Raw genomic sequence first — 25273 nt, forward strand, 5'->3', positions numbered from 1 at the left:
AGTACGATCATGGCGTGCCGTCCCACCCCCACGCCTGGCCCGCCGACCGCTGGAACACCCGACCGGTCAAGGCCCGCGTGCTGGCGGTCGCCCGCACCCTCACCTCCGCCACCCGGGTCCTGGACGTCCTCACCCTGCTGCACCCGGACGGGGTCGAGCGGTACTTCACCGTCAACCCCGGCTCCGCCTTCGCCGATCGCGCCCTGGACGAGTACCTGCACGGCTTGCCCGGCTTCACCCTGCTGGACTGGGAGGACGCCGTCCGGCACCGCTTCGACCTGGCCGTCTCCTGCGCCGTGCACTCCTCCATGCACCGCCTGGACGCCCGGCTCGTCGTGCTCCCGCACGGCGCCGGCTACAACCGCCTGGTCACCGAGTCCACCGGCGACACGGTCAGCGCCGCCGGCCTCTCCCGCAAGGAACTCACCCACCGCGGGCGGGTGTTCGTGGACGTCCTCGGCCTCTCCCACCCCGAGCAGCTGGACCGCCTGCGGGTCTCCTGCCCCGAGGCACTGGACGTCGCCCGGGTGGTCGGCGACCCCTGCTTCGACCGGATGCTGCGCAGCCTGCGCTCCCGCGACGCCTACCGCGCCGCGCTCGGCGCCGTCGACGGCCGGCGGCTCGTCGTCGTCAACTCCACGTGGAGCGAGCACTCGTTATTCGGCCGCCGCCCCGACCTGCCCCAGCGCCTGGTCCGCCGGCTGCCCGCCGACGAGTACGCCGTCGCCGTCGTCCTGCACCCCAACATCTGGAGCCGCCACGACCCCGAGGCCCTGCTCGACGCCGCCCGCCGGATGGGCCTGCGCCTGATCCCGCCGCACCAGGGCTGGCAGGCCGCCCTGGTCGCCGCCGACTGCCTGATCGGCGACCACGGCTCGGTCTCCGTCTACGGCGCCGCCCTGGAGCGGCCCACCGTGCTGGTCGCCACCGGCGCCGCCGAACTCGACCCGCGCTCCCCCGGCTACGCCTTCGGACAGGCCGCGCCCGTGCTCGACCCCGACGGCGACCTCGCCGCCCAGCTCGAACTGGCCCTGGGCAAGCGGGACCCGGCCGCCCTGCGCCCGCTCACCGACCGCTCGCTGAGCCGCCGCGGCCGCTCCGCCGAACTGCTGCGCCCGCTGCTCTACTCCTTCCTGGAACAGCTGGACGAACCGGGGGACGAACCGCTCCTGCCGCCCTACCCCGGGCCCGTCCCGCGCCCCGGCACCACCGACGCGCCCACCGCGTACGACGTCGAGGGCGAGAGCGAGGGCACCGAGGTCGGACTGCGGCGCTACCCCTTCGACCCGGCCGACCACACCCCGCGCGGCTTCCACGCACTCACCGACGAGCACCCAGGCGACGCCCTGCGCTACACCGCCGAGGTGCTGGCCCGCACCGAGGTCCGCGCCGAGCGCCCCGCCACCCGCTGGCTCGCCGACACCGTCGCCGAACTCCCCGGCCTCGCCGTCGCGGTGGCCGCCCTCGGCCCGGCCCGCCACCTGCTCCGGCTGCGCACCGGGCTGCTCCTCGAAGCCCGCGCCGAACCGGACTGGGGCAGCCCCGAGCCCCGCCTCGACCCGCTGCTGCTCGGCTCCGCCGTGGCCTGCTGGCTCGCCGACGGCGGCGACCCGGCCGGCCTCCCCGAGCACGGGCTCACCGTCCGCACCGGCGAACACCGCACCCGGGTCTCGTTCACCACCGAGCCGCCCCGGCCCTCCCCCTCCTAGCCGCCCCGACCGCTCCGGCCCCGGGCACCGAGTCCCGACCGCCCCTGCCCTAGCCCTCCCGGCCGTCCCGTGCCCGCAGCTCCCGCAGCCGCTCACGGCTGCGCTCCGCCAGCTCCTCGTCGCCCAGCTCCGCCGCGAGGCCGACGAGCAGGGTGTGCGCCTGCGCCTCCTTGGCGTATTGCTTGCGCTGCTCGGCCTGCCGGGCGCAGTCACCGGCGTGGACGGCGGCGAGACGCAGCTCCCCGAGCGCGCGGTGGGCCCGGGCCCGGACCAGCGGCAGCTTCATCAGCATGTCGCGGTCGTCGGTGTCCGCGGCCCGTGCGACGGCACCGTCCAGCACGGTCAGCGCCTCCTCCGCCCGGCCGTCGGCGATCAGCGCCTGCGCCAGGTTGTAGCTCTGGACGATCTCACCGTGGTCGTCGCCCCGGTTCTCCGCCAGCGCCAGCGTGAACCGCTCCACCGCCTCGCCGGGCCGGCCGTCGGCCAGGCAGAGCAGGCCGTCCGTCTCGTGCAGCACGCCCACCACCCGGCGGTCCGCCACCAGCGGCAGCTGCTCCGCGGCGAGCGCCAACTGCTCGGCCGCGAGCGGGTACTCCTTGCGCTCGAAGTGGGCGCGGGCGAGCTGGTTGCGCATCCGGACCACGGCGGCCGGCTGGTTGTCCCACTGGGCCGACTCGACGCCGAGCCGGTGGGTCGCGATCCAGTCCTCGTACAGCTTGCGGCCGTGGTACAGCGGCCAGAGCGACTCGCAGAGCCGCCACACCTCGCCGTGCCACTGCTGCTCGGCCGCCTCCTCCACCACCGCACGCAGGTTGGCCCGCTCGGCGTACAGCCACTCCAGGGCGGTCGCGCCGTCGGCGAAACCGGGCAGCTCCTCGCCGCCGGCCTCCTGCAGCCGCAGCCGCTCCCCCATCGCCCGGTCGGCCAGCGCGGCCCGGGCCCGGTAGTAGGCCACCACCCGGGCGAGGAGTTCCTGCCGACCGGGCAGGTCGCGGGCGCGGCGGTAGGCGTGCAGCCGCACCACGTCGTGGGCGCGGTAGCGGGTCTCGGGGCCGTCGTCGACCACCTCGTCGACCAGGTGGACGGCGCGCAGTTCGTCCAGCGCCGCACCGGCCTGCTCGACACCCGCCGCGCACGCCGCCTCGGCCGACACGAAGGGGCCCGGGTGCACGCCGATCAGGCGGTAGAGCGCCCGGCCCTTCGGCGACAGCCGCTCGTGGACCAGGTCGTACGTCGGGCCGAGGGCGTTCTCCTCGTCGTCCAGCAAGGCCGATCCGCCTTCCCGGTCGTGCAGCTCGGCCACCACCCGGCCGACCGGCAGGTTGTCCCGGTCCAGCAGCTGGCTGCCGACCGCGTTCAGCGCCAGCGGCAGCCCGCCGCACAGCTCGACCAGCGCCGCCAACTCCCCGTCCGTGCCCCGCCCGGCGCCCAGCCAGGCCCTCACCAGGTCGGTGCCGGCGCTCGTACCGAGCGGCCCGAGCTGCCGCACCTCGGCGCCGTCCGTCCGCAGCGCGGGCAGCCGTCGCCGGCTCGCGACCACCACCAGCCCGCTCGACGGGAGCAGGGCGCGCACCTCGGCGGCGTGCTCGACGTTGTCCAGGAAGAACAGGCAACGCCGCTCGGCGGTGACGGTGCGGAACATCGTGAAGCGCTCCGCCTCCACCGCCGGGGGCTCCGACCCGAGGGCGCGCAGGAAGCCGGCCAGCAGCGACGGGAGGTCCACCCCGCCCCGGTGCCGGTAGGCCAGGAGGTCCGCGTAGAGGTCCCCGCCGGGGAAGCGGTCCCGGTGTTCCTCGGCGAACTTGGCGATCAGCTCGGTCTTCCCGACCCCGCCGAGCCCGGTGAACACCACGATCCCCAGCCCGCCCGCCTCGACCCGGTCCAACGCCGCCTTCAGCGCGGCGAGTTCCGGCTGCCGGTTGACGAAGGGACCGTGCGGCAGCCGGACCTGACGAGGCCTCGGCAGCGGCTCCACCTGGTGGAGGTGCACCGATCCGATGCTGTCGGCCTGCACCACGTGGCCGCCCACCGTCCCTGACACGGTGTTGGCAACCCGGCGTTGCTCCATCTGCCTGCTCCCTCCGGCCGGTCGGCCCCAGCCTACGGTCCGGGAGCCGGGCCGGAGAGCGGATCGGCTCCTCAGGCCGCCTGGCAGGTCGGGCACCAGAAGAGGTTGCGCGCGGCGTGCTCCTCCGTGCGGACGTCCGTGCCGCAGACCAGGCAGGGCATCGCCGCCCGCCGGTAGACGTACACCTCGCCGCCGTGGTCGTCCACGCGGGGCGGGCGGCCCATCGCCTCCGGGGTGTGCTCGGGACGGACGGTGTCGATCCGGCCGGCCGCGACGCCCTCGTGCATCAGGGCGACCAGGTCGGCCCAGATCGCGTCCCACTCCTTCCGGGTGAGGTCGCGCCCGGCCCGGTACGGGTCGATGCCGTGCCGGAACAGCACCTCGGCCCGGTAGACGTTGCCCACGCCGGCCAGCACCTTCTGGTCCATCAGCAGCGCGGCGACCGTCGTCCGGCTGCCCGCTATCCGGCGCCAGGCCGCCTCCGGATCGGCGTCGGCCCGCAGCGGGTCGGGCCCGAGGCGGGCCACGACGGCGGCCTTCCGGTCGTCGGTGACGAGCGCGCAGGTGTTGGGACCGCGCAGGTCCGCGTAGCCGTCCTCGCCCTCCAGCCGCAGCCGGACCAGGCCGACCGGCTCGGGCGCCGGGCCGGTGCCGAAGGTGAAACCGCCGTAGAGCCCGAGGTGGACGTGCACCCAGCCGCCCTCCTCGAAGCCGAGGAAGAGGTGCTTGCCGGTGGCCTCGGCCCCGGTGAGCAGCTGCCCGTCGATCGCCTTGGCCTCGTCGGCGAACCGGCCCTGCGGGCTGGAGACCCGGACCGGCCGCCCGCCGAAGGCCTTCCGGTTCTGGACGGCGAGGCGGTGGATGATGTGGCCTTCCGGCACGGGCGTCAGCTCCTCGGGGCGCTGCGACAGGACCGGTCCATCATCGCAGCCGGCACCGACAGCTCCACGATTCCGCAGGTCAGCGGACCGGCATGCCCATCAGCCGGGCCAGGATCACGCGGTCCAGCTCGGCGGCCGTCCCGGCCACGTCCAGGTAGGAGTTGTCGATGATCGGCAGCCCGGAGTTGTACCAGCCGGCCATCCGTCCGTGGATGCGCGCCACTTCCTCGTCCCCGAGGCGCCGGTTGCCGCTGCGCCGGGCGTTGCGGCGCAGCACCGAGTCCAGGCTGGGCAGCAGGACGACCGGGATCATGCCGGGGCCGATGTGCCGCTTCCAGCCGCCGAGGCCGATCGCCGGGCGGTCCGGGAAGACCGCGTCGTCGATGATGCAGGAGATGCCGTTGGCCAGGTAGTTGCGGCAGGCGAAGCCGCAGGTGCGGCGGGCCAGCCGGTACTGCGCCTCGGAGGCGTTGTTCCAGCCGGACTGCGGGTTGGCGAAGCCGGACTGCACCCACTCGCGGACGTCGTCCAGGCTGATGTGCGCGGTCGGGGTGGGGCGGCGCTCGGCCCAGTACCGCGCGACGGTGGTCTTGCCGGCCCCGGCCGGCCCGATCAGCAGGACGGCGATCGGCCCGGTGGGCGCGTGCTGCTGCGGCGGGTGGGCGGGCAGCTGGACGGGCATCCCGGACGGCAGCACGAAGTGCCCGGTCCCGCCGGCGGGAACCGGCGCGCTGGGTGCCGGGGCGGGCGCCGGGGCCGGAGCGGACACGGGCGCGGGAGCGGACACGGGCACCGGAGCGGGAGCGGGAGCGGACACGGGCGCGGGAACGGACACGGGCACGGGCACCGGAGCGGACACGGGTGCAGACGCCGGAGCGGTAGCGGGCGCGGACGGCTGCGGAGCGGCCGGCGCGGGCCTGACCGTCGGCGGAGGAGGCGGAGGAGGCGGCGGAACCGGCGCCCCCGACGGGGTCGCCCCCGCACCGCCCCCCGGCGGCACCGGCGGAGCGGCGGGACGCGGCGGGACCTGCCCACCTCCGGCGTACTGCGTCACGGCACCTCCCGACACCTCTCAGCGGGGACACTACACGGCGGCCCGGCGGCGGGCACAGTCCGCCGCCGGGCCGCGGGCCCCGCGCGGCCGGCACGCGCTCCCGCGTGCGGGAGGCGGACCGGCCCGCGCTCAGCGCGTGGTGAGCTGCTCGGCCAGCGCGCGCAGCGCCAGCTCGTACGAGCCGAGCCCGAAACCGGCGATGGTGCCGGAGGCCACCGCGGCGATCACCGAGGTGTGCCGGAAGGTCTCCCGGGCGTACGGGTTGGAGATGTGCACCTCGATCAGCGGCGCGGTGCGCTGCGCGGCGGCGTCCCGCATGGCGTACGAGTAGTGCGTGAACGCACCGGGGTTGATCACTACGGGCACCTGCCCGTCGGCCGCCTCGTGCAGCCACTCCACCATCTGCTGCTCGGAGTTGGTCTCGTGCACCTCGACCTCGAAGCCGAAGTCCTTGCCGAGCGCGGTGCAGCGCTCGACCAGCCCGGCGTACGAGGTGGCGCCGTAGACGTCCGGCTCGCGGCTGCCGAGCCGGCCCAGGTTGGGGCCGTTGAGCACCATCACCCTGGTCACGCCGCGACCTCCGCGTAGGCGGCGACCAGCAGGGACGGGTCGGGGCCCTCCAGCACCGAGGTCTTGCCCAGGCCGTCCAGGACGATGAAGCGGATCAGGTCGCCGCGCGACTTCTTGTCGATCTTCATCGCGTCCAGCAGCTTCGGCCAGGCGTCCGCGCGGTAGCTCAGCGGCAGGCCGACCGAGGCCAGCACGGTACGGTGCCGGTCGGCCGTCGCGTCGTCCAACCGGCCCGCCAGGCGGCCGAGTTCGGCGGCGAAGACCATGCCGATGGAGATCGCGGCGCCGTGCCGCCACTTGTACCGCTCGTTGCGCTCGATGGCGTGGCCGAGGGTGTGGCCGTAGTTGAGGATCTCGCGCTGTCCGGATTCCTTGAGGTCCCCGGAGACCACGTCGGCCTTGACCTGGATGGCCCGGCGGATCAGCTCGACGGTGTGCGGGCCGGCCGGGGTCTTGGCGCCCTCGGGGTCGGCCTCGATCAGGTCGAGGATCGCCGGGTCGGCGATGAAGCCGCACTTGATGACCTCGGCGAGGCCGGAGACGTAGTCGTGCTTGGGCACGGTCTCCAGGGTGCCGAGGTCGGCCAGCACGCCCACCGGCGGGTGGAAGGCGCCGACCATGTTCTTGCCCTCGGCGATGTTGATGCCGGTCTTGCCGCCGACGGCCGCGTCGACCATGCCGAGCAGCGTGGTGGGCATGGAGATCCAGCGCACCCCGCGCAGCCAGGTCGCGGCGACGAAGCCGGCCAGGTCGGTGGTCGCGCCGCCGCCGAGGCCGACGACGACGTCGCTGCGGGTGAACCCGGTCTGCCCGAGCACCGACCAGCAGTACGCGGCGACCTCGACGCTCTTGGCGTCCTCGGCGTTCGGCACCTGCAGCGCGATCGCCTCGTAGCCCTCGCCGAGCAGGTCCTCGCGGATCGCGTCGGCGGTGGCGGCCAGCGCCTCCGGGTGGATGAGGGCGACCCGCTTGGCGCGGGTGCCGATGAGCGGTGCCAGCTCACCGAGCAACTGGTGCCCGATCAGCACGTCGTACGGGTCGTGGCCGGCGCTGCCGCCGACGTGGATCCTGACGGTGGTGTCAGTCATGGGGGGTCTTCAGCTCCAGTGCTTCCAGTACGGCGTCCGCGACCTGCTCGGGGGTGCGCCCGGCGGTGTCGACGACGGCGGTGGCCACCTCCAGGTAGAGGGGGCGGCGGGCCTCCATCAGCTCGCGCCAGCGGGCCCGCGGGTTGACGGCCAGCAGCGGGCGCGGGGCGTCCAGGCCGACCCGCTTGACCGCGTCGGCGAGCGGGACCTCCAGGAAGACCACCGGCAGCTCGCGCAGCAGCTCGCGGGTGGCGTCGGCCATCACCGCGCCGCCGCCGAGCGCCAGCACCCCGTCGTGCCCGGTGGCGGCCTCGCGCACGGCGGCCACCTCCAGGGCGCGGAAGTGCGGCTCGCCCTCGTCGATGAAGATCTCCGGGATCGGCTTGCCGGCCGTCGCCTCGACGTCGGCGTCGGTGTCCCGGAAGCCGACGCCCAGGCGCTCGGCCAGGGCCCGCCCGACAGTGGACTTGCCACTGCCGGGCGGGCCGACCAGCACCACGACGGGCTCGGTCATCGGATGATCAGGTGGTCGAGGTAGCCCTGCACGTTGCGGCGGGTCTCGCTGACGTGGTCGCCGCCGAACTTCTCGTTGACCGCGTCGGCCAGCACCAGCGCGACCATCGCCTCGGCGACGATGCCCGCGGCGGGCACCGCGCAGACGTCCGAGCGCTGGTGGTGCGCCTTGGCCGGCTCCCCGGTGCGCACGTCCAGGGTCTGCAGCGCCCGCGGCACGGTGGCGATGGGCTTCATCGCGGCACGCACCCGCAGCACCTCGCCGGTGGACAGGCCGCCCTCGGTGCCGCCGGAGCGGCCGGAGGTGCGCTTGACGCCCTCGGGGGTCGGGACGATCTCGTCGTGCGCCTTGGAACCCGGCACCCGGGCCAGGTCGAAGCCGTCGCCGACCTCGACGCCCTTGATCGCCTGGATGCCCATCAGCGCGGCGGCAAGCCGCGCGTCCAGGCGGCGGTCCCAGTGCACGTGCGAGCCGAGGCCCACCGGCACGCCGTACGCCAGCACCTCGACCACGCCGCCGAGGGTGTCGCCGTCCTTGTGGGCCTGGTCGATCTCGGCGACCATCGCCTTCGAGGCGTCCGCGTCCAGGCAGCGCACCGGGTCGGCGTCCAGCCGGGCCTCGTCCGAGGGCAGCGGCACCACGCCGGCCGGCGCCTTGGCGGCGGCCAGCTCGACCACGTGGCTGACGATCTCGATCCCGGCCACCTCGCGCAGGTACGCACGGGCGACGGCGCCCAGCGCGACCCGGGCGGCCGTCTCCCGGGCGCTGGCGCGCTCCAGGATCGGCCGGGCCTCCTCGATCGAGTACTTCTGCATGCCGGCCAGGTCGGCGTGGCCGGGCCGGGGGCGGGTGAGCGCCTCGTTGCGGGCCAGGCCCGCCAGCACCTCGGGGTCGACCGGGTCGGCCGACATGACCTGCTCCCACTTCGGCCACTCGGTGTTGCCGACCATGATCGCGACCGGGCTGCCCATGCTCAGGCCGTGCCGGACGCCGCCGAGGAAGGTCACCTCGTCCTGCTCGAACTTCATCCGCGCCCCGCGGCCGTAACCGAGCCGACGGCGCGCCAGCGCGTCGGCCACCACGGCGGTGGTGACCGGTACACCGGCGGGCAGGCCTTCCAGCGTCGCGACGAGTGCGGGGCCGTGCGACTCCCCCGCCGTCAGCCAGCGCAACGTACCCAACGGAGCTCCTTCATCAGCGGACCGGCCCACGGCGCCGCCGGGGCCCGCCCGAGCGTGCCTTCTGTCCGAATCCTTTCATGCCCCGGCGGCACCCGGAGGCACAGTCCGCGTGACGGACGGCAACCGGTCACCATCCGGCCGGGCGACGGCCGCGAGACGGCCGAGGGACGGCGGAGGGACGGCGTTGGGACGGCGGAGGAACAGTGGGGAGACGGCGACGGGACAGCGGCCGGGACGGCCCGGAACCCGGCCGGCACCCGGCCCGGCAGTCCGGTCAGCGCCCGGCGAGCGCCTTCTCGCCGGCCTCGCGCATCGCCGCCAGCGGCCCGGGAACCCGCCCGGTGAAGGCCTCGCTCTGCAGCACCGCCTGGTGCACCAGCAGGTCGAGCCCGCCCAGGACGGTCGCCCCGCGGTCGGCACAGGCGGCGGCCAGCGCCGTCGGCCACGGGTGGTACAGCACGTCGAACAGTGCGCCCGGCGCAGCGGGCAGCGACCAGGCGAAGCCGTCCGTCGCACCGACCGGCGTGGTGGAGACGGTCAGCGGCTGCGCCAGCGCCTCGGCCCCGCGCTCCCAGTCGGCGGTGCGGACGACCACGCCCAGCCGCTCGCCCAGCTCGGCCATCTCCCGGGCCCGCTCGGCGCTGCGCACGTAGACCGTCACCTCGCCGGTGCAGATCTGGGCGAGCGCGGCCAGCGCCGACGAGGCGGTGGCCCCGGCGCCGAGCACGGCGGCGCCGGGCACCTCGGTGATCCCGCGCTCGCGCAACGCGTTGACCAGCCCGGGGACGTCCGTGTTGTCCCCGGTGCGCCGTCCGTCGGCGGTGAACACCACGGTGTTGACCGCGTCCACCGAACGGGCCGTCGCGCTGACCTCGTCGAGCAGCGGGATGACCGCCCGCTTCAGCGGCATGGTCAGCGACAGCCCCGCCCACTCGGCCTCGTCCAGCCCGGCGACGAAGCCGGGCAGCGCGGCCTCGTCGACCTCGAAGCGGTCGTAGCGCCAGCCGTCCAGACCGAGCGCCGCGAAGGCGGCCCGGTGCAGGTCCGGCGAGAGCGAGTGGGCGATCGGTGAGCCGAGGACGGCTGCCCGGTGCTTGCTGGTCAACGCTGCCTCTCCATGAACTGCTGTCCCGCCGCGGTTACTTGGTGGTGCAGTGGCCGCGGGCCTCGTCGAAGCCCTGCCCGGCCGCCTGGCAGTACTCCTTGACGTTGGCGTAGTGCTCCTTGCTCGTCTCGGCGAACCTGGTGTGCTGCGGGTCCATCGCGATGAAGTACAGCCACTTGCCGTCCGCCGGGTGGAGCACCGCGTTCAGCGCGTCGTCGCCGGGGTTGGAGATCGGCGTCGGCGGCAGACCCGGGTTGATGTACGTGTTGTACGGGTTGCTCGCGTTGTCCATGTCGCCCTTGTTGAGCTCCTTGCGGCCCAACGAGTACTGCAGCGTGGTGTCCATGCCGAGCTTGTGGTTGATCTCGCCGCCGGCGGCCAGCCGGTTCTGGATGGTCTTGGCCATCTTGGCGAAGTCGTCGACGTTGTTGCCCTCGCGCTGGAGGATGCTCGCCTCGATGATCACCTCGTACCCGGTCTTCAGGCCCACCGAGGCGGCCTGGGAGTCCAGGTTGGCGTACTTGTCGGTGGCGGTCTTCACCATCTGCTTGAGCAGGTCCTCGGGCTTCATGCCGTCGGAGATGTTGTAGCGGGTCGGCCAGAGGAAGCCCTCGATCTTGCCCTGGGCGTAGGCCGGCAGGCCGAGGTCGTTGACCTGCGCCTGGGCCACCGCGGCCGTGGCGCCCTTCTGGAGCTTCAGCTTGGTGTCGATCAGCGCGTAGATCTCGGTGGAGTTCTTGCCCTCCGGGATCACGACCGCCGCGCCGCCCGCCTGGGCGAGCAGCTCCTTGAGCGCGGCGGCGGCCGGCATCTCCTTCTTCAGGCCGTAGAAGCCGGGCTGGACGGTGGTGCACTTGGGCTCGGCCTTGCAGGCGTCGGAGAAGGCGTCGACGCTCTTGACCACACCGGCGTTCTTCAGCGCCAGGCCGATCTGTCCGGCGACCGCGTCCTTCTTGACCTCGAACTGGACGGAGCCGGTGCCCTCGCCGGTGAAGTCCGGCGCCGGGCCGAAGTGGTTCTGGTAGAAGCCGTAGCCCCACCAGCCGGCGCCGCCGACGGCACCGAGCAGCACCACCGCGACCAGCAGGCAGGCGCCGCCGTTGCGGCGGCCCGACTTCTTGCCCTTCTCCTTGCGCTTCTTCTTCGCCTCGCGGGACTCGTCCTGCTCGGAGAGGAAGCCGCCGTCCTCGGCCTCGGCGTGCCCGTCGAGGTACCCGCCGTCCTCGGGGTGGCCGTCCTCAGCGCCGTCCCACTCGTCGGTCCCGCTCTCGGGCGCGCCGCCGACCGGGGCGCCGGACTCCAGCGCGGCGGCCTCGGCCTCCCAGTCGATGCCGTCCGGTCCGGGGCCCGAAGCGGGCGCGGGCGCCGGCTGCGGCCGGGTCTGCTGCTGCTGCGGCACGGCCTGCTGCTGGGCACCGGGCTGCTGCATGCCGGACTGCTGCATCCCCGGCTGCTGCATGCCGGACTGCTGCGCGCCCGGGAACCCCTGCTGCGGGTAGCCCTGCTGCTGCATCGGCTGCTGCTGCATCGGCATCTGCTGCTGCGGATAACCCTGCTGCTGCTGCATCTGCTGGAACGCCTGCTGGGCGTGCCCCTGCGGCATGAAGCCCTGCTGGCCGCCCTGGAACTGCTGCTGCTGGAACGCCTGCGGCGGCATCTGCTGCTGCGGGTAGCCCTGCTGCTGCATCGGCTGCTGGAACACCTGCTGCTGGGGGTACCCCTGCTGCACGTCCCCGTACGGCTGCTGGCCCGGCTGGCCGTGCTCGCCCTGCTGCGGGTACTGCTGCCACTGGCCGTCCTGCTGGCCGGGGACCGGCTGCCGGCCGTCGTACCCGGGATCACCGGGGTGCCACGGCTCGCCCTGGGGGGCGTAGCCCCCACCGAGATCGGTCATTGATCCCCTTAACCGACGGTGACGGCCGGCGGATCGGACCGGCCGTCCGGGACGGCATCGTCCCGGCTGAATCTCGAACCGGCGTGCTAGCGCAGCGCCTGGAGGGAGACGTTACCGTACCGCAGCCTTACCCCCGCCCGGGCGAACGCACCGTCACCGGGCGGCCTCACGGACGGCACACAAGATCACTACGGAGTCGCCGCACCCGGGCCGGAGGAGGCCCCCGGCGCCGGACCGGCACCGGACGCCGAGGCGGAGGTGGCGGCCGCGGCCGGAGCCGACGCGCTCGGCTTCGCCGCCGCCCGGTTGGCGTTGAACTCCGCCACGTTGCGCTGCTGCACGTCGAAGCTGTCGGTGAAGCGGGTGTCCCCGGGCTTCACGGTGACGAAGTACAGCCAGTCCCCCGGCGTCGGGTCCAGCGCCGCCATGATCGCCTGCCGCCCCGGGTTGGAGATCGGCGTCGGCGGCAGCCCGGGGTGCAGGTAGGTGTTGTACGGGGAGTCCAGCTTGGTCTCGGTCACCGTGGTGTTCAGGGTCGACCGGCCGAGCGCGTAGTTGATCGTGGAGTCCAGCTGCAGCGGCATGTGCTTGGCCAGCCGGTTGTAGATCACCCTGGCCACCTTGCCCATGTCCTCGGTGTTGTCGGCCTCGCCCTGGACCATGCTGGCCACGGTGACCAGCCCGTACACGGTCTGTCCGAGGTTCTGCGCGACGACGTTGGCGTCGTCCCTGGTGAACTCCTTGCCGGCCCGCTCCACCATCTGCTTCAGCAGGTCGACCGCGGTGGTCCCGTCGGTGACGGCGTACGTCGCCGGGAACAGGTAGCCCTCGGGGCTGCCGTTCGTGAAGTCCGGCAGGCCGAGCTCGGCGCCCTGCTCCTGGGCGGTGCGCTGGGTGGTGCCGTCGGGCAGGCCGAGCTTCTTGTCGATGGCGGCGTAGATCTGGTAGCCGCGCCAGCCCTCGGGGATGGTCAGGCCGTTGGCGTTGGCCGGGTCGATCAGGACGGCCAGCGCCGCGACGGCCGACATCTTCTGCTTCAGCGTGTACGTCCCGGGCTGGATCCGCCCGGCGGCGGCGGCGCTGCCCTTCGCGGCCCGGGTGAAGGCGAGCGAGCTGGCCACCACGCCGTTGCGGACGAGGGCGGACGCGATCTGGGACAGGCCGGCGCCCTCCGGCACCGAGACCTGGACGCTGCCGGTGCCCTGTCCGGCGAAGTCGGCGGCGGCCGGGGGTTTGCGCTGCGCCTGGAACCACGTGTAGCCGGTCAGCCCGACCCCGCCGAACACCGCGACCAGCGCGAGCGCGGTGAGCCCGCAGGCCAGACCGTTGCGCCGCCGGTGGGGATCCGGCGCATCGAAGCGCGGACGGGGCGCGGACGGCGGCCGGCCCTCCGGCTCCAGCACCGGCGCACCCAGGTGTCCGGGGGTGAGCCCGGGATGGAAGTCCTGGTCGGTCATCGCGCGTCCCCTCGACGGTCCCAGACCGTTCCGGATCGACCACAATCGATCCGGAACGGCATCGGAAACGAACGAAGAGGGGTCCGTGCGGACGCGTCCGCACGGACCCCTCAATCGGGACGTTAGATCAGGCTCCTCAGCCGACCGCCTCGACGCTCTCACCGGGCGGGCGTCCGCTCACCCGTTCGGACTCAAGGGCGGTCTGCAGGATCACCACCGCGGCGGCCTGGTCGACCACCGAGCGGCCCTTCTTCGCCTTGACCCCCGACGCCCGCAGCCCGTGGGTCGCGGTGACGGTCGACATCCGCTCGTCCACCAGCCGCACCGGCACCGGGTAGAGCCGGTTGGCCAGCCGCGCCGCGTACGCGCGGACCTTCTCCGCCGCCGGGCCCTCCTTGCCGCTCAGCGAGCGCGGCAGCCCGACGATCACCTCCATCGCGCCGTACTCGTCGACGATGGCGGCGATCCTGGCCTGCGACTTCACGCCGGCCGGGACGGTCTCCACGGGCGTGGCGAGCACCCCGTCGGGGTCGCAGGACGCGACCCCGATCCGGGCGTCACCGACGTCGACGGCGATCCGCCGCCCACGCCGGAAGGGCCTCTCCTCCTGCTCCATCAGCTGGCGCGCTCCGCGACCAGGCCGCGCACCGCGGCGATGGCCTCGCCGACCGCGGCCGGGTTGGAGCCGCCGCCCTGGGCCACGTCGTCCTTGCCGCCACCGCCGCCGCCGAGGGTCTTGGCGGCGGTCCGGACCAGCTCGCCGGCCTTGATGCCGCGGCCGCGGGCGTCCTCGTTGGTGGCGATCACGGTCAGCGGGCGGTCGTTCGCCACGGTGAAGGCGGCGACCACGGCCGGGCGCGAGCCGAGGCGGCCGCGCACGTCCAGGACCAGCTTGCGCAGCTCGTCCGCGCCCACGCCGTCGGCGACCTGCGCGGCGACCACGGCGATGCCGTGCACGTCCTCGGCCGAGTCGGCCAGGCCCGCCGCGGCGGCCAGCACCTTCTCGGCGCGGAAGCGCTCGATCTCCTTCTCGGCGTCCTTGAGCTTGGCGAGCATGCCCGAGATCTTCTCCGGCAGCTCCTCCGGACGGCCCTTGACCAGCTCGGTGAGCTGGGAGACCACGGTGTGCTCACGCGCCAGGAACTTGTACGCGTCGACGCCGACCAGCGCCTCCACGCGGCGCACGCCGGAGCCGATCGAGGACTCGCCGAGCAGCTTCACCAGGCCGAGCTGGGCGGTGTTGCCGACGTGCGTGCCACCGCACAGCTCCTTGGAGAAGTCGCCGATGGTGACGACCCGGACCTCGTCGCCGTACTTCTCGCCGAACATCGCGATGGCGCCGGCCTTGCGGGCCTGGTCCATCGTCATGACCTCGGCGGTGACGTCGAGTTCGCGGCCCAGCACGTCGTTGATCTTCTGCTCGACGTCGACCAGCACGGTGCCCGGGACGGCCGCGGGCGAGCCGAAGTCGAAGCGGAAGCGGCCGGGGGCGTTCTCGGAGCCGGCCTGGGCGGCCGTCGGGCCGAGCGCGTCGCGCAGCGCCTGGTGGGTCAGGTGGGTGGCCGAGTGGGCGCGGGCGATCGCCCGGCGGCGCTCGGTGTCGATCGTGGCGTACGCCGAGGCGCCCAGCACGACCTCGCCGAACAGCACGCCGCCGGAGTGCACGATGACGCCCGGGACGGGCTGCTGCACGTCGCGGATCTCCACCACCGCGCCGGACTCCAGCCGGATCCGGCCGTGGTCGGCGAGCTGGCCGCCGCCCTCGGCGTAGAACGGGGTGCGGTCGAGGATGATCTCGATCTCGTCGCCCTCGGAGGCGGCCGGCGAGGGCACGCCGTCCACCAGCAGGCCGACCACGGTGGCCTCGCCCTCGGTGAGGGAGTAGCCGGTGAAGACGCTCGCGCCGGACTTGTCGGCGACCTCGCGGTACGCGGCGACGTCGGCGTGGCCCATCTTCTTGGCCTTGGCGTCCGCCTTGGCGCGGTCCCGCTGCTCCTGCATCAGGCGGCGGAAGCCGGCCTCGTCCACCTGGAGGCCCTGCTCCTCGGCCATCTCCAGGGTGAGGTCGATCGGGAAGCCGTAGGTGTCGTGCAGCTTGAACGCCTGCTCGCCGGAGAGCACCACGCCACCGGACTGCTTGGTGTCGGTGACCGCGGCGTCCAGCAGGTTGGTGCCGGCCTTCAGGGTCTGGAGGAAGGCCGCCTCCTCGCCGACGACGACCGTCTCGATGCGCTTGCGGTCGGTCTCCAGCTCGGGGTACTGCGGCGCCATCGCCTTGATGGCGACGTCGATGAGCTCCTTGGCCACCGGCTCGGTGGCACCCAGCAGGCGCATGTTGCGGATGGCGCGGCGCAGGATGCGGCGCAGCACGTAGCCGCGGCCCTCGTTGCCGGGGGTGACGCCGTCGCCGACCAGCATCAGCGCGGTGCGGATGTGGTCGGTGACCACGCGCAGCGAGACGTCCGACTTGTGGTCGGCGCCGTAGGCGTGACCGGTCAGCTCGGCGGCGCGGTCGAGGATCATCCGGCTGGTGTCGATCTCGAAGAGGTTGTCGACGCCCTGCAGGATGGCGGCGAGGCGCTCCAGGCCGAGGCCGGTGTCGATGTTCTTGCTCGGCAGGTCGCCGAGGATCTCGAAGCCGTCCTTGCCGTCGCCGTGGCCGCGCTCGTACTGCATGAAGACCAGGTTCCAGATCTCCAGGTAGCGCTCGCCGTTGACGGCCGGGCCGCCCTCCTCGCCGTACGCGGGGCCGCGGTCGTAGTTGATCTCCGAGCACGGGCCGCACGGGCCGGGGACGCCCATCGACCAGAAGTTGTCCTTCATGCCGAGGCGCTGGATCCGCTCGGCGGGGACGCCGATGACGTCACGCCAGATCTGCTCGGCCTCGTCGTCGTCCTTGTAGACGGTGATCCAGAGCTTCTCCTCCTCCAGGCCGTAGCCACCGTCCGCGACGGGCGTGGTGAGCAGGTCCCACGCGAACTTGATGGCTCCTTCCTTGAAGTAGTCGCCGAAGGAGAAGTTGCCGCACATCTGGAAGAAGGAGCCGTGCCGGGTGGTCTTCCCGACCTCCTCGATGTCCAGGGTGCGCACGCACTTCTGGACGCTGGTGGCGCGCGAGAACTGCGGCTTGACCTCGCCCAGGAAGTAGGGCTTGAACGGCACCATGCCGGCGTTGACGAGCAGCAGGGTGGGGTCGTCGGCGACCAGGGACGCCGACGGAACGACGGTGTGGCCGCGCTCCTCGAAGAAGCGCAGCCAGCGGCGGCGGATCTCAGCCGACTCCATTAGTGGTCCTTCCGGTTCGGGGTGCCGCCCCGCGGCGGCAGGGCGCGGCGGGGCGTTTCTTCAATGGCTTGGGGAGCGGTCCGGGAACCGCGGGCGGGGGGCAGGGCGGCGGCCCGGCTTCCGGGCGCCGCCGAGATAGCTCGGTAATGCAGCTCGCCGCGCAGGACTCTTCGGGGCTCGACCACGGCGGTGCCGTGCAGCCCGAGGTCGTCCTTCAGCTGCTCCTCGCGCTCGGCCATGCCGGCCCGCACGTCCTGGGCGAACTGCTTGGCGAGGTCGCCCAGGTGCAGCGCGCCGCGCGCGGCGGTGCCGGAGAGGCTGTCCGGCGTGAGCTTCTGCACCGCGCCGTTGGCCTTGTTCATGGCCCACACCGCGGCACCGGCGCCGACCGCCATCCAGAAGATGCGTGCCATGACGTCAGCCCCTCACCGCTCGACGGACCCTGGAGAGCAGGCCGCCCCTGGGCGCGGTCGCGGCGCGCACCTCGGCCCGGATCAGCCGGGCCAGCTCGTCGCGCTCGCCGGTCTGCACCGGCACGGACGGCAGGTGGCCCTGCTGCTTGGCGACGGCCTTGCGGACGCCGTAGCTGAAGGCCGCGACCTTCACCAGCGGTCCGCCCAGGGTGGCGGCCACGGTGGAGGAGAGCGCGTTGGCGTTGGCGGCGGCGTCCTGCACGTTGGCGGTGATCTCGTCCACCCGCTCCAGCTGCTCGTTGGCGCTGCGCACCGCGGCGCCCGCGTCGGTCAGCAGGGGCACGGCCTGTTCGGTGACGGCGGAGACCAGGACGGCGGCCTCCTTCAGCACCCGCGAGAGGCGGACGAGGACCACGGCGAGCAGGGTGACCAGGACCGCCCAGAACACGGCGACGAGCAATCCGGCCAGCTCTCCCACGGACACCTTTGCGCGCTCCCTCGCCTTGCTGTTCTCCAGACGGAACCCTATCGCGCCCACGCCCGGTTTCCGGACCGGGTTGTCGACGCGGTCGGTCCGACCGGGTGTGCGATCCGCGCGCGTAACCTACCGGCCGGTCACCTCGTTCTGCCAGGCAGGCCGTCGCGCGGACGGCCCGAGCACGTCCGGGCCGCGAACGGTCCGGCCTGGAACACGGGAGCAGCGCTTGGCCGGCGACTGGACAGCACAGCCCGGGGAGCCCCCGGCGGGGCCGCGCGAGCCGGAGCACGGCCGGCTGCCGGCCGAGGTGACCGGCTTCGTCGGGCGGCAGCGGGAACTGGCCGAACTGGCGCGTCTGCTGGCCACGGCCCGGCTGGTGACGGTGACCGGTCCGGGCGGGGTGGGCAAGAGCCGGCTGGCGCTGCGCGCGGCGGCCCGCGCGGGCGGCGGGTTCCCGGACGGCACCTGGCTGGTGGACATCGCCCCGGTGCAGGACCCGCTGCTGCTCGGCCACGCCCTCCTGGAGGCCCTGCGGCTGACCGACGGCACCGCCCGTCCGCCGCTGGACGTGCTGACCGAGCGGCTGGCCGGCCGCCGCCTGCTGCTGGTGCTGGACGGCTGCGAGCACCTGGTCGAGGCCTGCGCCGAGCTGGCGGACGCCCTGCTGCGGGCGCTGCCCGGCCTGCGCCTGCTGGCCACCAGCCGCACCGCGCTGCGCGCCTCCGGCGAGCACCTGCTGACCCTCGCGCCGCTGCCGGTCGACCCGGCGCCGGCCGGCCCCGCCGGGCCCGGCGCGCTGCCGGACGCGGTGCGGCTGTTCGCCGACCGGGCCCGGGCGGTGCTGCCCTCCTTCGCCGTGACCGAGGCCAACGCCGAGGCGGTCGGCCTGCTCTGCCGACGGCTGGACGGCATCCCGCTGGCCGTGGAGCTGGCGGCCGGGCGGCTGCGCGCGCTGTCCGTGGAGCAGATCACCGCCCGCCTGGACGACCGCTTCCGGCTGCTCACCGGCGGCTCCCGGACGGCGCTGCTGCGGCACCAGACGCTGCGGACGACGATCGGCTGGAGTCATGAGCTCTGCACGGTGCAGGAACGTTTACTCTGGGCCCGCCTGTCGATCTTCGCCGGCAGCTTCGACCTTGAGGCCGCCGAGTACGTCTGCGCCGGCGACGGCATCGAGCCCGAGGACGTGCTGGACCTGCTCGACGAGCTGGTCGCCAAGTCCGTGGTGCTGCGCGAGGACAGCGCCTTCGGCGTCCGCTTCCGGCTGCTGGACACCCTGCGCGAGTACGGCGGCCACTGGCTGCGCGCCGCCGGCGAGGAGCCGCGGCTGCGCCGCCGCCACCGGGACTGGTACCTGGGCGTCGCCACCTGGGGCGAGGTGGAGTGGTTCGGCCCCCGCCAGGCGGAGACCGCCGAACGCACCGGGCTGGCCCACGCCAACCTCCGCGCGGCGCTGGAGTTCTGCCTCGGCGAGCCCGGCGAGGAGCAGATCGCCCTGCTGCTGGCCGGCACGCTCTGGTTCTACTGGGTCGGCTGCGGCCACCTCGGCGAGGGCCGGCACTGGCTGGACCGCGCACTCGCGCTGGACCGCGAACCCACCGAGGCCCGGGCCAAGGCGCTCTGGGTGACCGGCTACACGGCCACGCTCCAGGGGGACCTGGCGGCCGCCCGTCCCGCCCTGGAGGAGTGCCGCCGCCAGGCCCTGGACACCGGTGACGACCGGGCCCTCGCCTACGCCGTCCACCGCCAGGGCTGCGCCGCCCTGATCGGCGACGACCCGCACCGCGCCGCCGAGCTGTTCGAGGAGGCGCTCTGGCACTACCGGACCATCGGCGAGCTCAACAGCAACGTCGCGATGGCCATGCTGGAGCTCGGCCTGGCCTACCTGTTCCAGGGCGACCTGGACAGCGGCGAGCTCTGGTTCGGGCAGGCCCGCGACCTGTGCGAGGAGCACGGCGAGCAGTGGGCGTACGCGTACGTGCTGTACGCGACGGCGTACTCGCACTGGCTGGACGGCGCGGTCCAGGCGGCCCGCGCGCTGGCCCGGGAGTGCGTACGGCTGAACCACCTCTTCCACGACCTGCTCGGCATCGTGCTGGGGATCGACCTGCTGGCGCTGCTGGAGACCGAGCCGAACGGCCCGGACGAGGCGGGCGACCTGCGCGAGGCCCGGTTGCTGCAGGGCGCCGCGCACCGGATCTGGCGCGCGGTCGGCACCCCGTTCCTCGGCTCGCGGAACTTCTTCGGCACCCACCAGGAGTGCGCCGAGCGGGCCCGGGCCGGGCTGACCGAGCAGGAGTACCGGGAGTGCTACGAGGCCGGGGCCCGGCTGGACGTGGACGAGGCCGTCAGCCGGGCGCTCGGCGGCGGAGGCTCGGCGGAGGGCCCCGAGCGCGGTCCCGGGCCCTGCTCGGTGCCGCCCGCGCCGGCCCCCTCACCGGTCCGGAATAGTTGAAACTTGTCTGTTGCTTGAGGAGGCAAGGATCCACCCGGAAGGAACACCATGGCCGTCCACAACACCGCCGACGAGTACCGCATGGCGAAGTTCTACTTCGACTCCAAGGCGTACACCGACGCCGCCCGCATGCTTGAGGGCGTGCTGGCCGAGGAGCCGGCCAACCTGTCCGTCCGGCTGCTGCTCGCCCGCAGCTACTACCACTCCGCCCAACTCGGCCGCGCCGAGGCCGAGTTGATCCGGATCCTGGACGCCGACCCGGCCGAGGACTACGCCCGGATGATGCTCGGCCGCACCCTGGAGCGCCAGGGCCGCACCGAGGAGGCCCGCCCGCACCTGCGGCTGGCCGCCGCGATGGCCGGCGAGAGCATCTGACCGGCGGCACCCGGAGAACCGGCGACGTCGGGAGAACCGGCGACGCCCGGAAAAGGGGCGAGCCCCCGCCGCCTCGAAAGGCGACGGGGGCTCACTCGTGGTCCTGCGAAGAGCGGAACCGCTCGCGGGTCAGCGCGAGTAGTACTCGACGACGAGCTGCTCGTCACAGATCACCGGGACCTCCTTGCGCTGCGGCGCACGGTCCAGGCGGAAGGCCAGGGCCTTCAGGTTGACCTCAAGGTACTTCGGGGTCTGGCCCTCACCCGCGTAGCCACCCTCACGGGCGACCTGGAAGGGGACCTTCTCCTTGCTGCGCTCGCGGACGGTCACCACGAAGCCCGGCTTCATCTGGAACGACGGCTTGTTGACCTTGCCACCGTTGACCTCGATGTGGCCGTGGACGACCATCTGGCGGGCCTGGTAGATGGTGCGGGCGATGCCCGAACGCAGGACCAGGGAGTCCAGACGGGTCTCCAGCTCGGCGACGAGCGCCTCACCGGTCTTGCCCTCGGCCTTCTTCGCGCGGTCGAACGCACGCGACAGCTGCTTCTCGCTCAGGTCGTACTGGGCGCGAAGACGCTGCTTCTCAAGCAGACGGACCTTGTAGTCCGAGTTCTGCTTGCGACCACGGCCGTGCTGGCCGGGCGGGTACGGGCGGGCCTCGAAGTACTTGACGGACTTCGGGGTCAGCGGCACGCCGAGCGCACGCGCGATCTTGACCTTGGGACGCTTCTGGTTCGCCATGAACCAAACCTTCCTTGCTTACGAATACGGCTTCACCAGGTGTTGACGGAGGTCGCACGTCGCGACCCGGAGAAAACCCCGCCGCCTGCGCGATGGGATCAGCCGCTCTCCGGAGCCGGGCACGAGAGTGCTTGTCACACGGGCCGGCCCAGAACCTGGGCCACCCGCGACACCGAAACGGTGCGCGACGCTCCTGGTGCGGGCCCCTCGGAAGGGGCCTACCGCCGATGTCCCGCTGGTGCGGCCGGTCGGTGGGGTCTCCCCCGCCGCCGTCCCGGGACATGGCACTCCGACCGAGTATAGCCGCCGGTCACTCGCCCTTGTGCCCGGGCTCCCGCTCGGCCTTCCCGGCCTGCCGCTCCGCCTCCCGCTCGGCCTTCCCGGCCTGCCGCTCCGCCTTCTGCTCGCCGCGCCGCTCGCCGCGCAGCCGCCCCCGGGTCCACTCCACGACGTCCGCGTACCGCGCCTCGCCGCCGCGCCGGGTCGGCTGGTAGTACTCCCGGCCGTGCACCGCGTCCGGTGCGTACTGCTGGGCGGCGATGCCCTCCGGCAGGTCGTGCGGGTACCGGTAGCCCTTGCCGTGGCCGAGCTTGCCCGCGCCGCCGTAGTGGGCGTCCCGCAGGTGTGCCGGCACCGCACCCGCCAGGCCCTGCCGGACGTCCGCCAGCGCCGCGTCGATCGCCAGGTACGCCGCGTTGGACTTGGGCGCCAGCGCCAGCGCGATCGCCGCCTGGGAGAGGATGATCCGCGCCTCCGGGAAGCCGATCAGCGCCACCGCCTGCGCGGCCGCCACCGCCGTCTGCAGCGCCGTCGGGTCCGCCAGACCGACGTCCTCGCTGGCCGAGATCATCAGCCGGCGGGCGATGAACCGCGGGTCCTCCCCCGCCTCGATCATCCGGGCCAGGTAGTGCAGGGTCGCGTCCACGTCGCTGCCGCGGATCGACTTGATCAGTGCGCTCGCCACGTCGTAGTGCTGGTCGCCGTCCTTGTCGTAGCGGACCGCCGCGTGGTTGACGGCCGTCTCCGTGGTGGCCAACGTGATGCTCGGCTCGCCCTTCTCCAGTGCCGCCCCGGCCGCCGCCTCCAGCGTGGTGAGCGCCCGCCGGGCGTCCCCGCCGGCCAGCCGCACCAGGTGGTCCTCGGCCTCCTCGGTCAGCTCCAGCGCGCCCTCCAGGCCGCGCTCGTCGGCCACCGCCCGGCGCAGCAGCGCGCGGATGTCCTCGTCGGTCAGCGACTCCAGGGTGAGCAGCAGCGAGCGGGACAACAGCGGGGAGATCACCGAGAAGTACGGGTTCTCGGTGGTCGCCGCGATCAGCGTGACCCAGCGGTTCTCGACGGCCGGCAGCAGCGAGTCCTGCTGGGCCTTGGAGAAGCGGTGGATCTCGTCCAGGAAGAGCACCGTCTCCCGGCCGGACATCCCGACCGCGCGCCGGGCGCCGTCGATCACCGCCCGGACCTCCTTGACCCCGGCGGTGATCGCGGACAGCTCGACGAAACGCCCCTCGACGGCCTGGCTGATCACGTGCGCCAGCGTGGTCTTCCCGGTGCCGGGCGGGCCCCAGAGGATCACCGAGCTGGTGGCCGCCGGCCCGCGCGAACTCGCGACCAGCCGCCGCAGCGGCGAGCCGGGCTTCAGCAGCTGCCGCTGCCCGGCCACCTCGTCCAGGGTGCGCGGGCGCATCCGTACGGCCAGCGGCGCCCGGCCGGGCTCCCTGGTCTGGAGTTCCTCGGCGGCGGCGGTGAAGAGGTCCGGTTCGTCCACACCGGAAGCCTATGCGAGGCCGCCGACACGCCGGGGGCCGTCGCCGCGCGAGAACACCCGCGCGGGCACCACGCTCCGAGGACGGGCCCTACGGCCGACGGTGGTCGAGCAGGACGACCTCGAACTCCTCCAGCGACCACACCGTGACGCCGGCCGCCGCGACGGCCCTCGCCCGGGCGTCGGCCTGCGGACCGCGCGAGGCCACCAGCGTGTCCCGGTCCGCGAAGATCGCGCCCACCGAGGCGCGCCCGGTCGCCCGGTCGACCAGCATCGCCGCGGAGACGAACCCCGGCGACTTCTCCAGCACCGGCAGCGCGCGGTCCCGGAAGACCTCCGCCATCCGGTCCACCGCGGCCGGGTCGGCGTCGGTGCGCACCACGCGGAACCAGGCGCCCGGCCCGGCCTCGCCGGGCGGGGTTTCCACCGCGACCTCCCACAGGGCGGTGGCCGCCGTGCCCTCGAACGGCGCCAGCAGCTCGGCGCGGCGCGCCCGCAGTTCCCGGTCGCTGTCCCGCTCGGCCTGCGCGGACTCCCACCAGGAACCCATGCTGATCTTGCCGAGCTCGCGGTCGGCGAACAGCCCGTAGCCCCGGTAGCCGGGCTGGGCGGTGAGCAGTCCGACGGCCTCGGCCCTGAACCCGTCGAGGGTCCGGTCGATCCGCTCCGGGTTGCCGGTGGCGTAGACGGTACGGACGAACATGAGCGCGCCTCCTGCGGACGCCCGGGCGCCACACGGGGCCGGTTCTCGACAGCAGCGCCCGGCGGGCCCCGTCTACTCCAGTCTGGCAGCGTGGTCCGGGACGTACTTCTGCAGGTCGCGCGGGGGCCGCTGGTAACCACGGGGGGCCGGGCGCGGCGGCAGGTCGATCCGCGGCGCCTTGATCTCGTGGTACGGCACGGTGGACAGCAGGTGGGCGATCATGTTGATCCGGGCCCGGCGCTTGTCGTCGCTCTCCACCACGTGCCAGGGCGAATCCGGGATGTCAGTGTGGATGAACATCTCGTCCTTGGCCCGCGAGTAGTCCTCCCAGTGGGTGATCGACTCGACGTCCATCGGGGAGAGCTTCCAGCGCTTCATCGGGTCCCCCAGCCGGGCCCGGAAACGCTGTTCCTGCTCGGTGTCGCTCACCGAGAACCAGTACTTGCGCAGCAGGATGCCCGCCTCGATCAGCATCCGCTCGAAGTTCGGGCACTGGTGCAGGAACTGCCAGTAGTCCTCGTCGGAGCAGAAGCCCATCACCCGCTCGACCCCGGCGCGGTTGTACCAGCTGCGGTCGAAGAGCACGATCTCCCCGGCCGCGGGCAGGTACTCCACGTACCGCTGGAAGTACCACTGGGTCTTCTCCCGCTCGGTCGGGGTGGGCAGCGCCGCGACCCGGGCGATGCGCGGGTTCAGGTACTCCGTCACCCGCTTGATCGCTCCGCCCTTTCCCGCGGCGTCACGTCCTTCGAAGACCACCACCAGCCGGGCGCCCTCGACCCGCACCCACTCCTGGAGCTTCACCAGCTCCTGCTGCAGCCGCAGCAGCTCCCGCTCGTACGGCTTCCTCGCCAGTCGCTCCGGCTTCGCGGCCACCCTCTGATCCTCCGTCCGACCCGTGCTGATGCACACTCACCGTAGGTGCAGCACGGCGGGTCCGCAGGGCGGACCGGGCGGGACCGGGACGGACCGGCGGGACGGGCCGGCGGGACGGGCCGGCGGGACGGGCCGAGGAGGAGCGGCGGCGGTCTAGACCGCGACGAAGGGTTCGGGGTAGCGGCAGAGCCCGCGCGGGCCGCCGTCGTACGACGCCAGCGGCAGCGCCTGGAAGTACGCGTCCGGCACCTCGAACGGGCCGACGACCTCGTGCCGCCCGGCCGGCGAGAAGCCGAACCGCGCGTAGTACGCCGGGTCGCCGAGGACGACCACGAGCTTCTCCCCCGCGTCCTCGGCCGCCGACAGCGCGGCCCGGACGACGAGTTCGCCGACTCCCCTGCGCTGCCACTCCGGTGCCACGGCGACCGGCGCGAGCGCCAGCGCCTCGCCCTCCCCGACCCGCAGCCGGGTCAGCAGGGCGTGGCCGACCACCAGGCCGGTCCCGTCGACCGCGACCACGGACAGCCCGGGCAGCCAGGCGGGATCGCGGCGCAGCGCGTCCACCAGGTCCGCCTCGTCCGGACCGGGGAACGCAGCCATGTGGACGCGTCTGGTCGCCGGCGCGTCCGCCGGACGTTCCACTCTCGTTATGACCTGCATCGGT

At 73.6% G+C, this 25273-nt stretch carries 22 protein-coding genes; 3 read left to right on the forward strand and 19 right to left on the reverse strand.

Annotated elements, in window-relative coordinates; genetic code table 11:
- The first annotated feature begins 14 nt into the window (after positions 1-14).
- Positions 15-1709, forward strand: a complete 1695-nt coding sequence (locus ACZ7KX_RS26755; RefSeq protein ID WP_470328699.1) for a hypothetical protein — start codon at positions 15-17, stop codon at positions 1707-1709.
- A gap of 49 nt (positions 1710-1758) precedes the next feature.
- Here ACZ7KX_RS26755 and ACZ7KX_RS26760 read toward each other — a convergent pair whose 3' ends face one another.
- The 14 genes from ACZ7KX_RS26760 to ACZ7KX_RS26825 all read right to left on the reverse strand — a co-directional run bounded on the left by ACZ7KX_RS26760 (position 1759) and on the right by ACZ7KX_RS26825 (position 17703).
- Positions 1759-3777 (reverse strand): AAA family ATPase, encoded by a 2019-nt coding sequence (locus ACZ7KX_RS26760; RefSeq protein ID WP_470328700.1) that lies wholly within the window; start codon positions 3775-3777, stop codon positions 1759-1761.
- A gap of 71 nt (positions 3778-3848) precedes the next feature.
- Positions 3849-4658, reverse strand: a complete 810-nt coding sequence (locus tag ACZ7KX_RS26765) for an Fpg/Nei family DNA glycosylase (protein ID WP_470328701.1) — start codon at positions 4656-4658, stop codon at positions 3849-3851.
- A 79-nt stretch (positions 4659-4737) separates the two neighbouring features.
- A complete protein-coding gene (locus ACZ7KX_RS26770) occupies positions 4738-5658 on the reverse strand; it encodes an AAA family ATPase (RefSeq protein WP_470328825.1) in 921 nt (306 codons plus the stop codon).
- 183 nt (positions 5659-5841) lie between these two features.
- On the reverse strand, positions 5842-6270 hold the full coding sequence (gene aroQ, locus ACZ7KX_RS26775) for a type II 3-dehydroquinate dehydratase (RefSeq protein ID WP_470328826.1): 429 nt from the start codon (positions 6268-6270) through the stop codon (positions 5842-5844).
- An 8-nt stretch (positions 6271-6278) separates the two neighbouring features.
- Positions 6279-7370: a 3-dehydroquinate synthase gene (aroB, locus tag ACZ7KX_RS26780; RefSeq protein WP_350521243.1), complete on the reverse strand. Its 1092-nt coding sequence runs from the start codon at positions 7368-7370 to the stop codon at positions 6279-6281.
- A complete protein-coding gene (locus ACZ7KX_RS26785) occupies positions 7363-7884 on the reverse strand; it encodes a shikimate kinase (RefSeq protein WP_470328702.1) in 522 nt (173 codons plus the stop codon). Before ACZ7KX_RS26785 ends, aroB begins: the two co-directional genes overlap by 8 nt.
- Complete coding sequence (aroC, locus tag ACZ7KX_RS26790; RefSeq protein ID WP_465727169.1) at positions 7881-9065, reverse strand: chorismate synthase; 1185 nt, start codon at positions 9063-9065, stop codon at positions 7881-7883. Before aroC ends, ACZ7KX_RS26785 begins: the two co-directional genes overlap by 4 nt.
- Positions 9066-9339: 274 nt before the next feature.
- Positions 9340-10170 (reverse strand): shikimate dehydrogenase, encoded by an 831-nt coding sequence (locus ACZ7KX_RS26795; RefSeq protein ID WP_470328703.1) that lies wholly within the window; start codon positions 10168-10170, stop codon positions 9340-9342.
- A gap of 34 nt (positions 10171-10204) precedes the next feature.
- A complete protein-coding gene (mltG, locus tag ACZ7KX_RS26800; protein ID WP_470328704.1) occupies positions 10205-12064 on the reverse strand; it encodes an endolytic transglycosylase MltG in 1860 nt (619 codons plus the stop codon).
- 188 nt (positions 12065-12252) lie between these two features.
- The gene (gene mltG, locus ACZ7KX_RS26805) at positions 12253-13521 is read right to left on the reverse strand and encodes an endolytic transglycosylase MltG (RefSeq protein ID WP_470328705.1); all 1269 of its coding nucleotides are present in this window, start codon (positions 13519-13521) and stop codon (positions 12253-12255) included.
- A 136-nt stretch (positions 13522-13657) separates the two neighbouring features.
- Entirely contained in the window at positions 13658-14137 is a 480-nt protein-coding gene (gene ruvX / locus ACZ7KX_RS26810) for a Holliday junction resolvase RuvX (protein WP_350521250.1), read from the reverse strand.
- Positions 14137-16806, reverse strand: coding sequence for an alanine--tRNA ligase (gene alaS / locus ACZ7KX_RS26815; protein ID WP_396550418.1), 2670 nt, complete (start codon positions 16804-16806; stop codon positions 14137-14139). Before alaS ends, ruvX begins: the two co-directional genes overlap by 1 nt.
- Complete coding sequence (locus tag ACZ7KX_RS26820) at positions 16806-17219, reverse strand: DUF6167 family protein (RefSeq protein ID WP_470328706.1); 414 nt, start codon at positions 17217-17219, stop codon at positions 16806-16808. Before ACZ7KX_RS26820 ends, alaS begins: the two co-directional genes overlap by 1 nt.
- Positions 17220-17223: 4 nt before the next feature.
- On the reverse strand, positions 17224-17703 hold the full coding sequence (locus tag ACZ7KX_RS26825) for a DUF948 domain-containing protein (protein WP_470328707.1): 480 nt from the start codon (positions 17701-17703) through the stop codon (positions 17224-17226).
- Positions 17704-17923: 220 nt separating this feature from the next.
- On the opposite strand from ACZ7KX_RS26825, the gene ACZ7KX_RS26830 reads away from it, so the two are divergent.
- Both ACZ7KX_RS26830 and ACZ7KX_RS26835 read left to right on the forward strand, forming a co-directional pair.
- On the forward strand, positions 17924-20152 hold the full coding sequence (locus ACZ7KX_RS26830) for an ATP-binding protein (RefSeq protein WP_470328708.1): 2229 nt from the start codon (positions 17924-17926) through the stop codon (positions 20150-20152).
- A gap of 48 nt (positions 20153-20200) precedes the next feature.
- Positions 20201-20527, forward strand: a complete 327-nt coding sequence (locus ACZ7KX_RS26835; RefSeq protein WP_470328709.1) for a tetratricopeptide repeat protein — start codon at positions 20201-20203, stop codon at positions 20525-20527.
- Between the two features lie 129 nt (positions 20528-20656).
- On the opposite strand, the gene rpsD is transcribed toward ACZ7KX_RS26835, so the two are convergent.
- The 5 genes from rpsD to ACZ7KX_RS26860 form a co-directional block, all read right to left on the reverse strand.
- Positions 20657-21271, reverse strand: a complete 615-nt coding sequence (rpsD, locus tag ACZ7KX_RS26840; RefSeq protein WP_196952100.1) for a 30S ribosomal protein S4 — start codon at positions 21269-21271, stop codon at positions 20657-20659.
- A 310-nt stretch (positions 21272-21581) separates the two neighbouring features.
- Entirely contained in the window at positions 21582-23033 is a 1452-nt protein-coding gene (locus ACZ7KX_RS26845; RefSeq protein ID WP_470328710.1) for a replication-associated recombination protein A, read from the reverse strand.
- Between the two features lie 88 nt (positions 23034-23121).
- Complete coding sequence (locus ACZ7KX_RS26850) at positions 23122-23733, reverse strand: antibiotic biosynthesis monooxygenase (protein ID WP_470328711.1); 612 nt, start codon at positions 23731-23733, stop codon at positions 23122-23124.
- A gap of 72 nt (positions 23734-23805) precedes the next feature.
- Positions 23806-24609, reverse strand: a complete 804-nt coding sequence (gene ppk2, locus ACZ7KX_RS26855) for a polyphosphate kinase 2 (RefSeq protein ID WP_350521258.1) — start codon at positions 24607-24609, stop codon at positions 23806-23808.
- 153 nt (positions 24610-24762) lie between these two features.
- The gene (locus ACZ7KX_RS26860; protein WP_470328712.1) at positions 24763-25269 is read right to left on the reverse strand and encodes a GNAT family N-acetyltransferase; all 507 of its coding nucleotides are present in this window, start codon (positions 25267-25269) and stop codon (positions 24763-24765) included.
- Positions 25270-25273 lie beyond the last annotated feature (4 nt).

The sequence above is a fragment of the Kitasatospora sp. NPDC038210 genome (assembly GCF_055600605.1).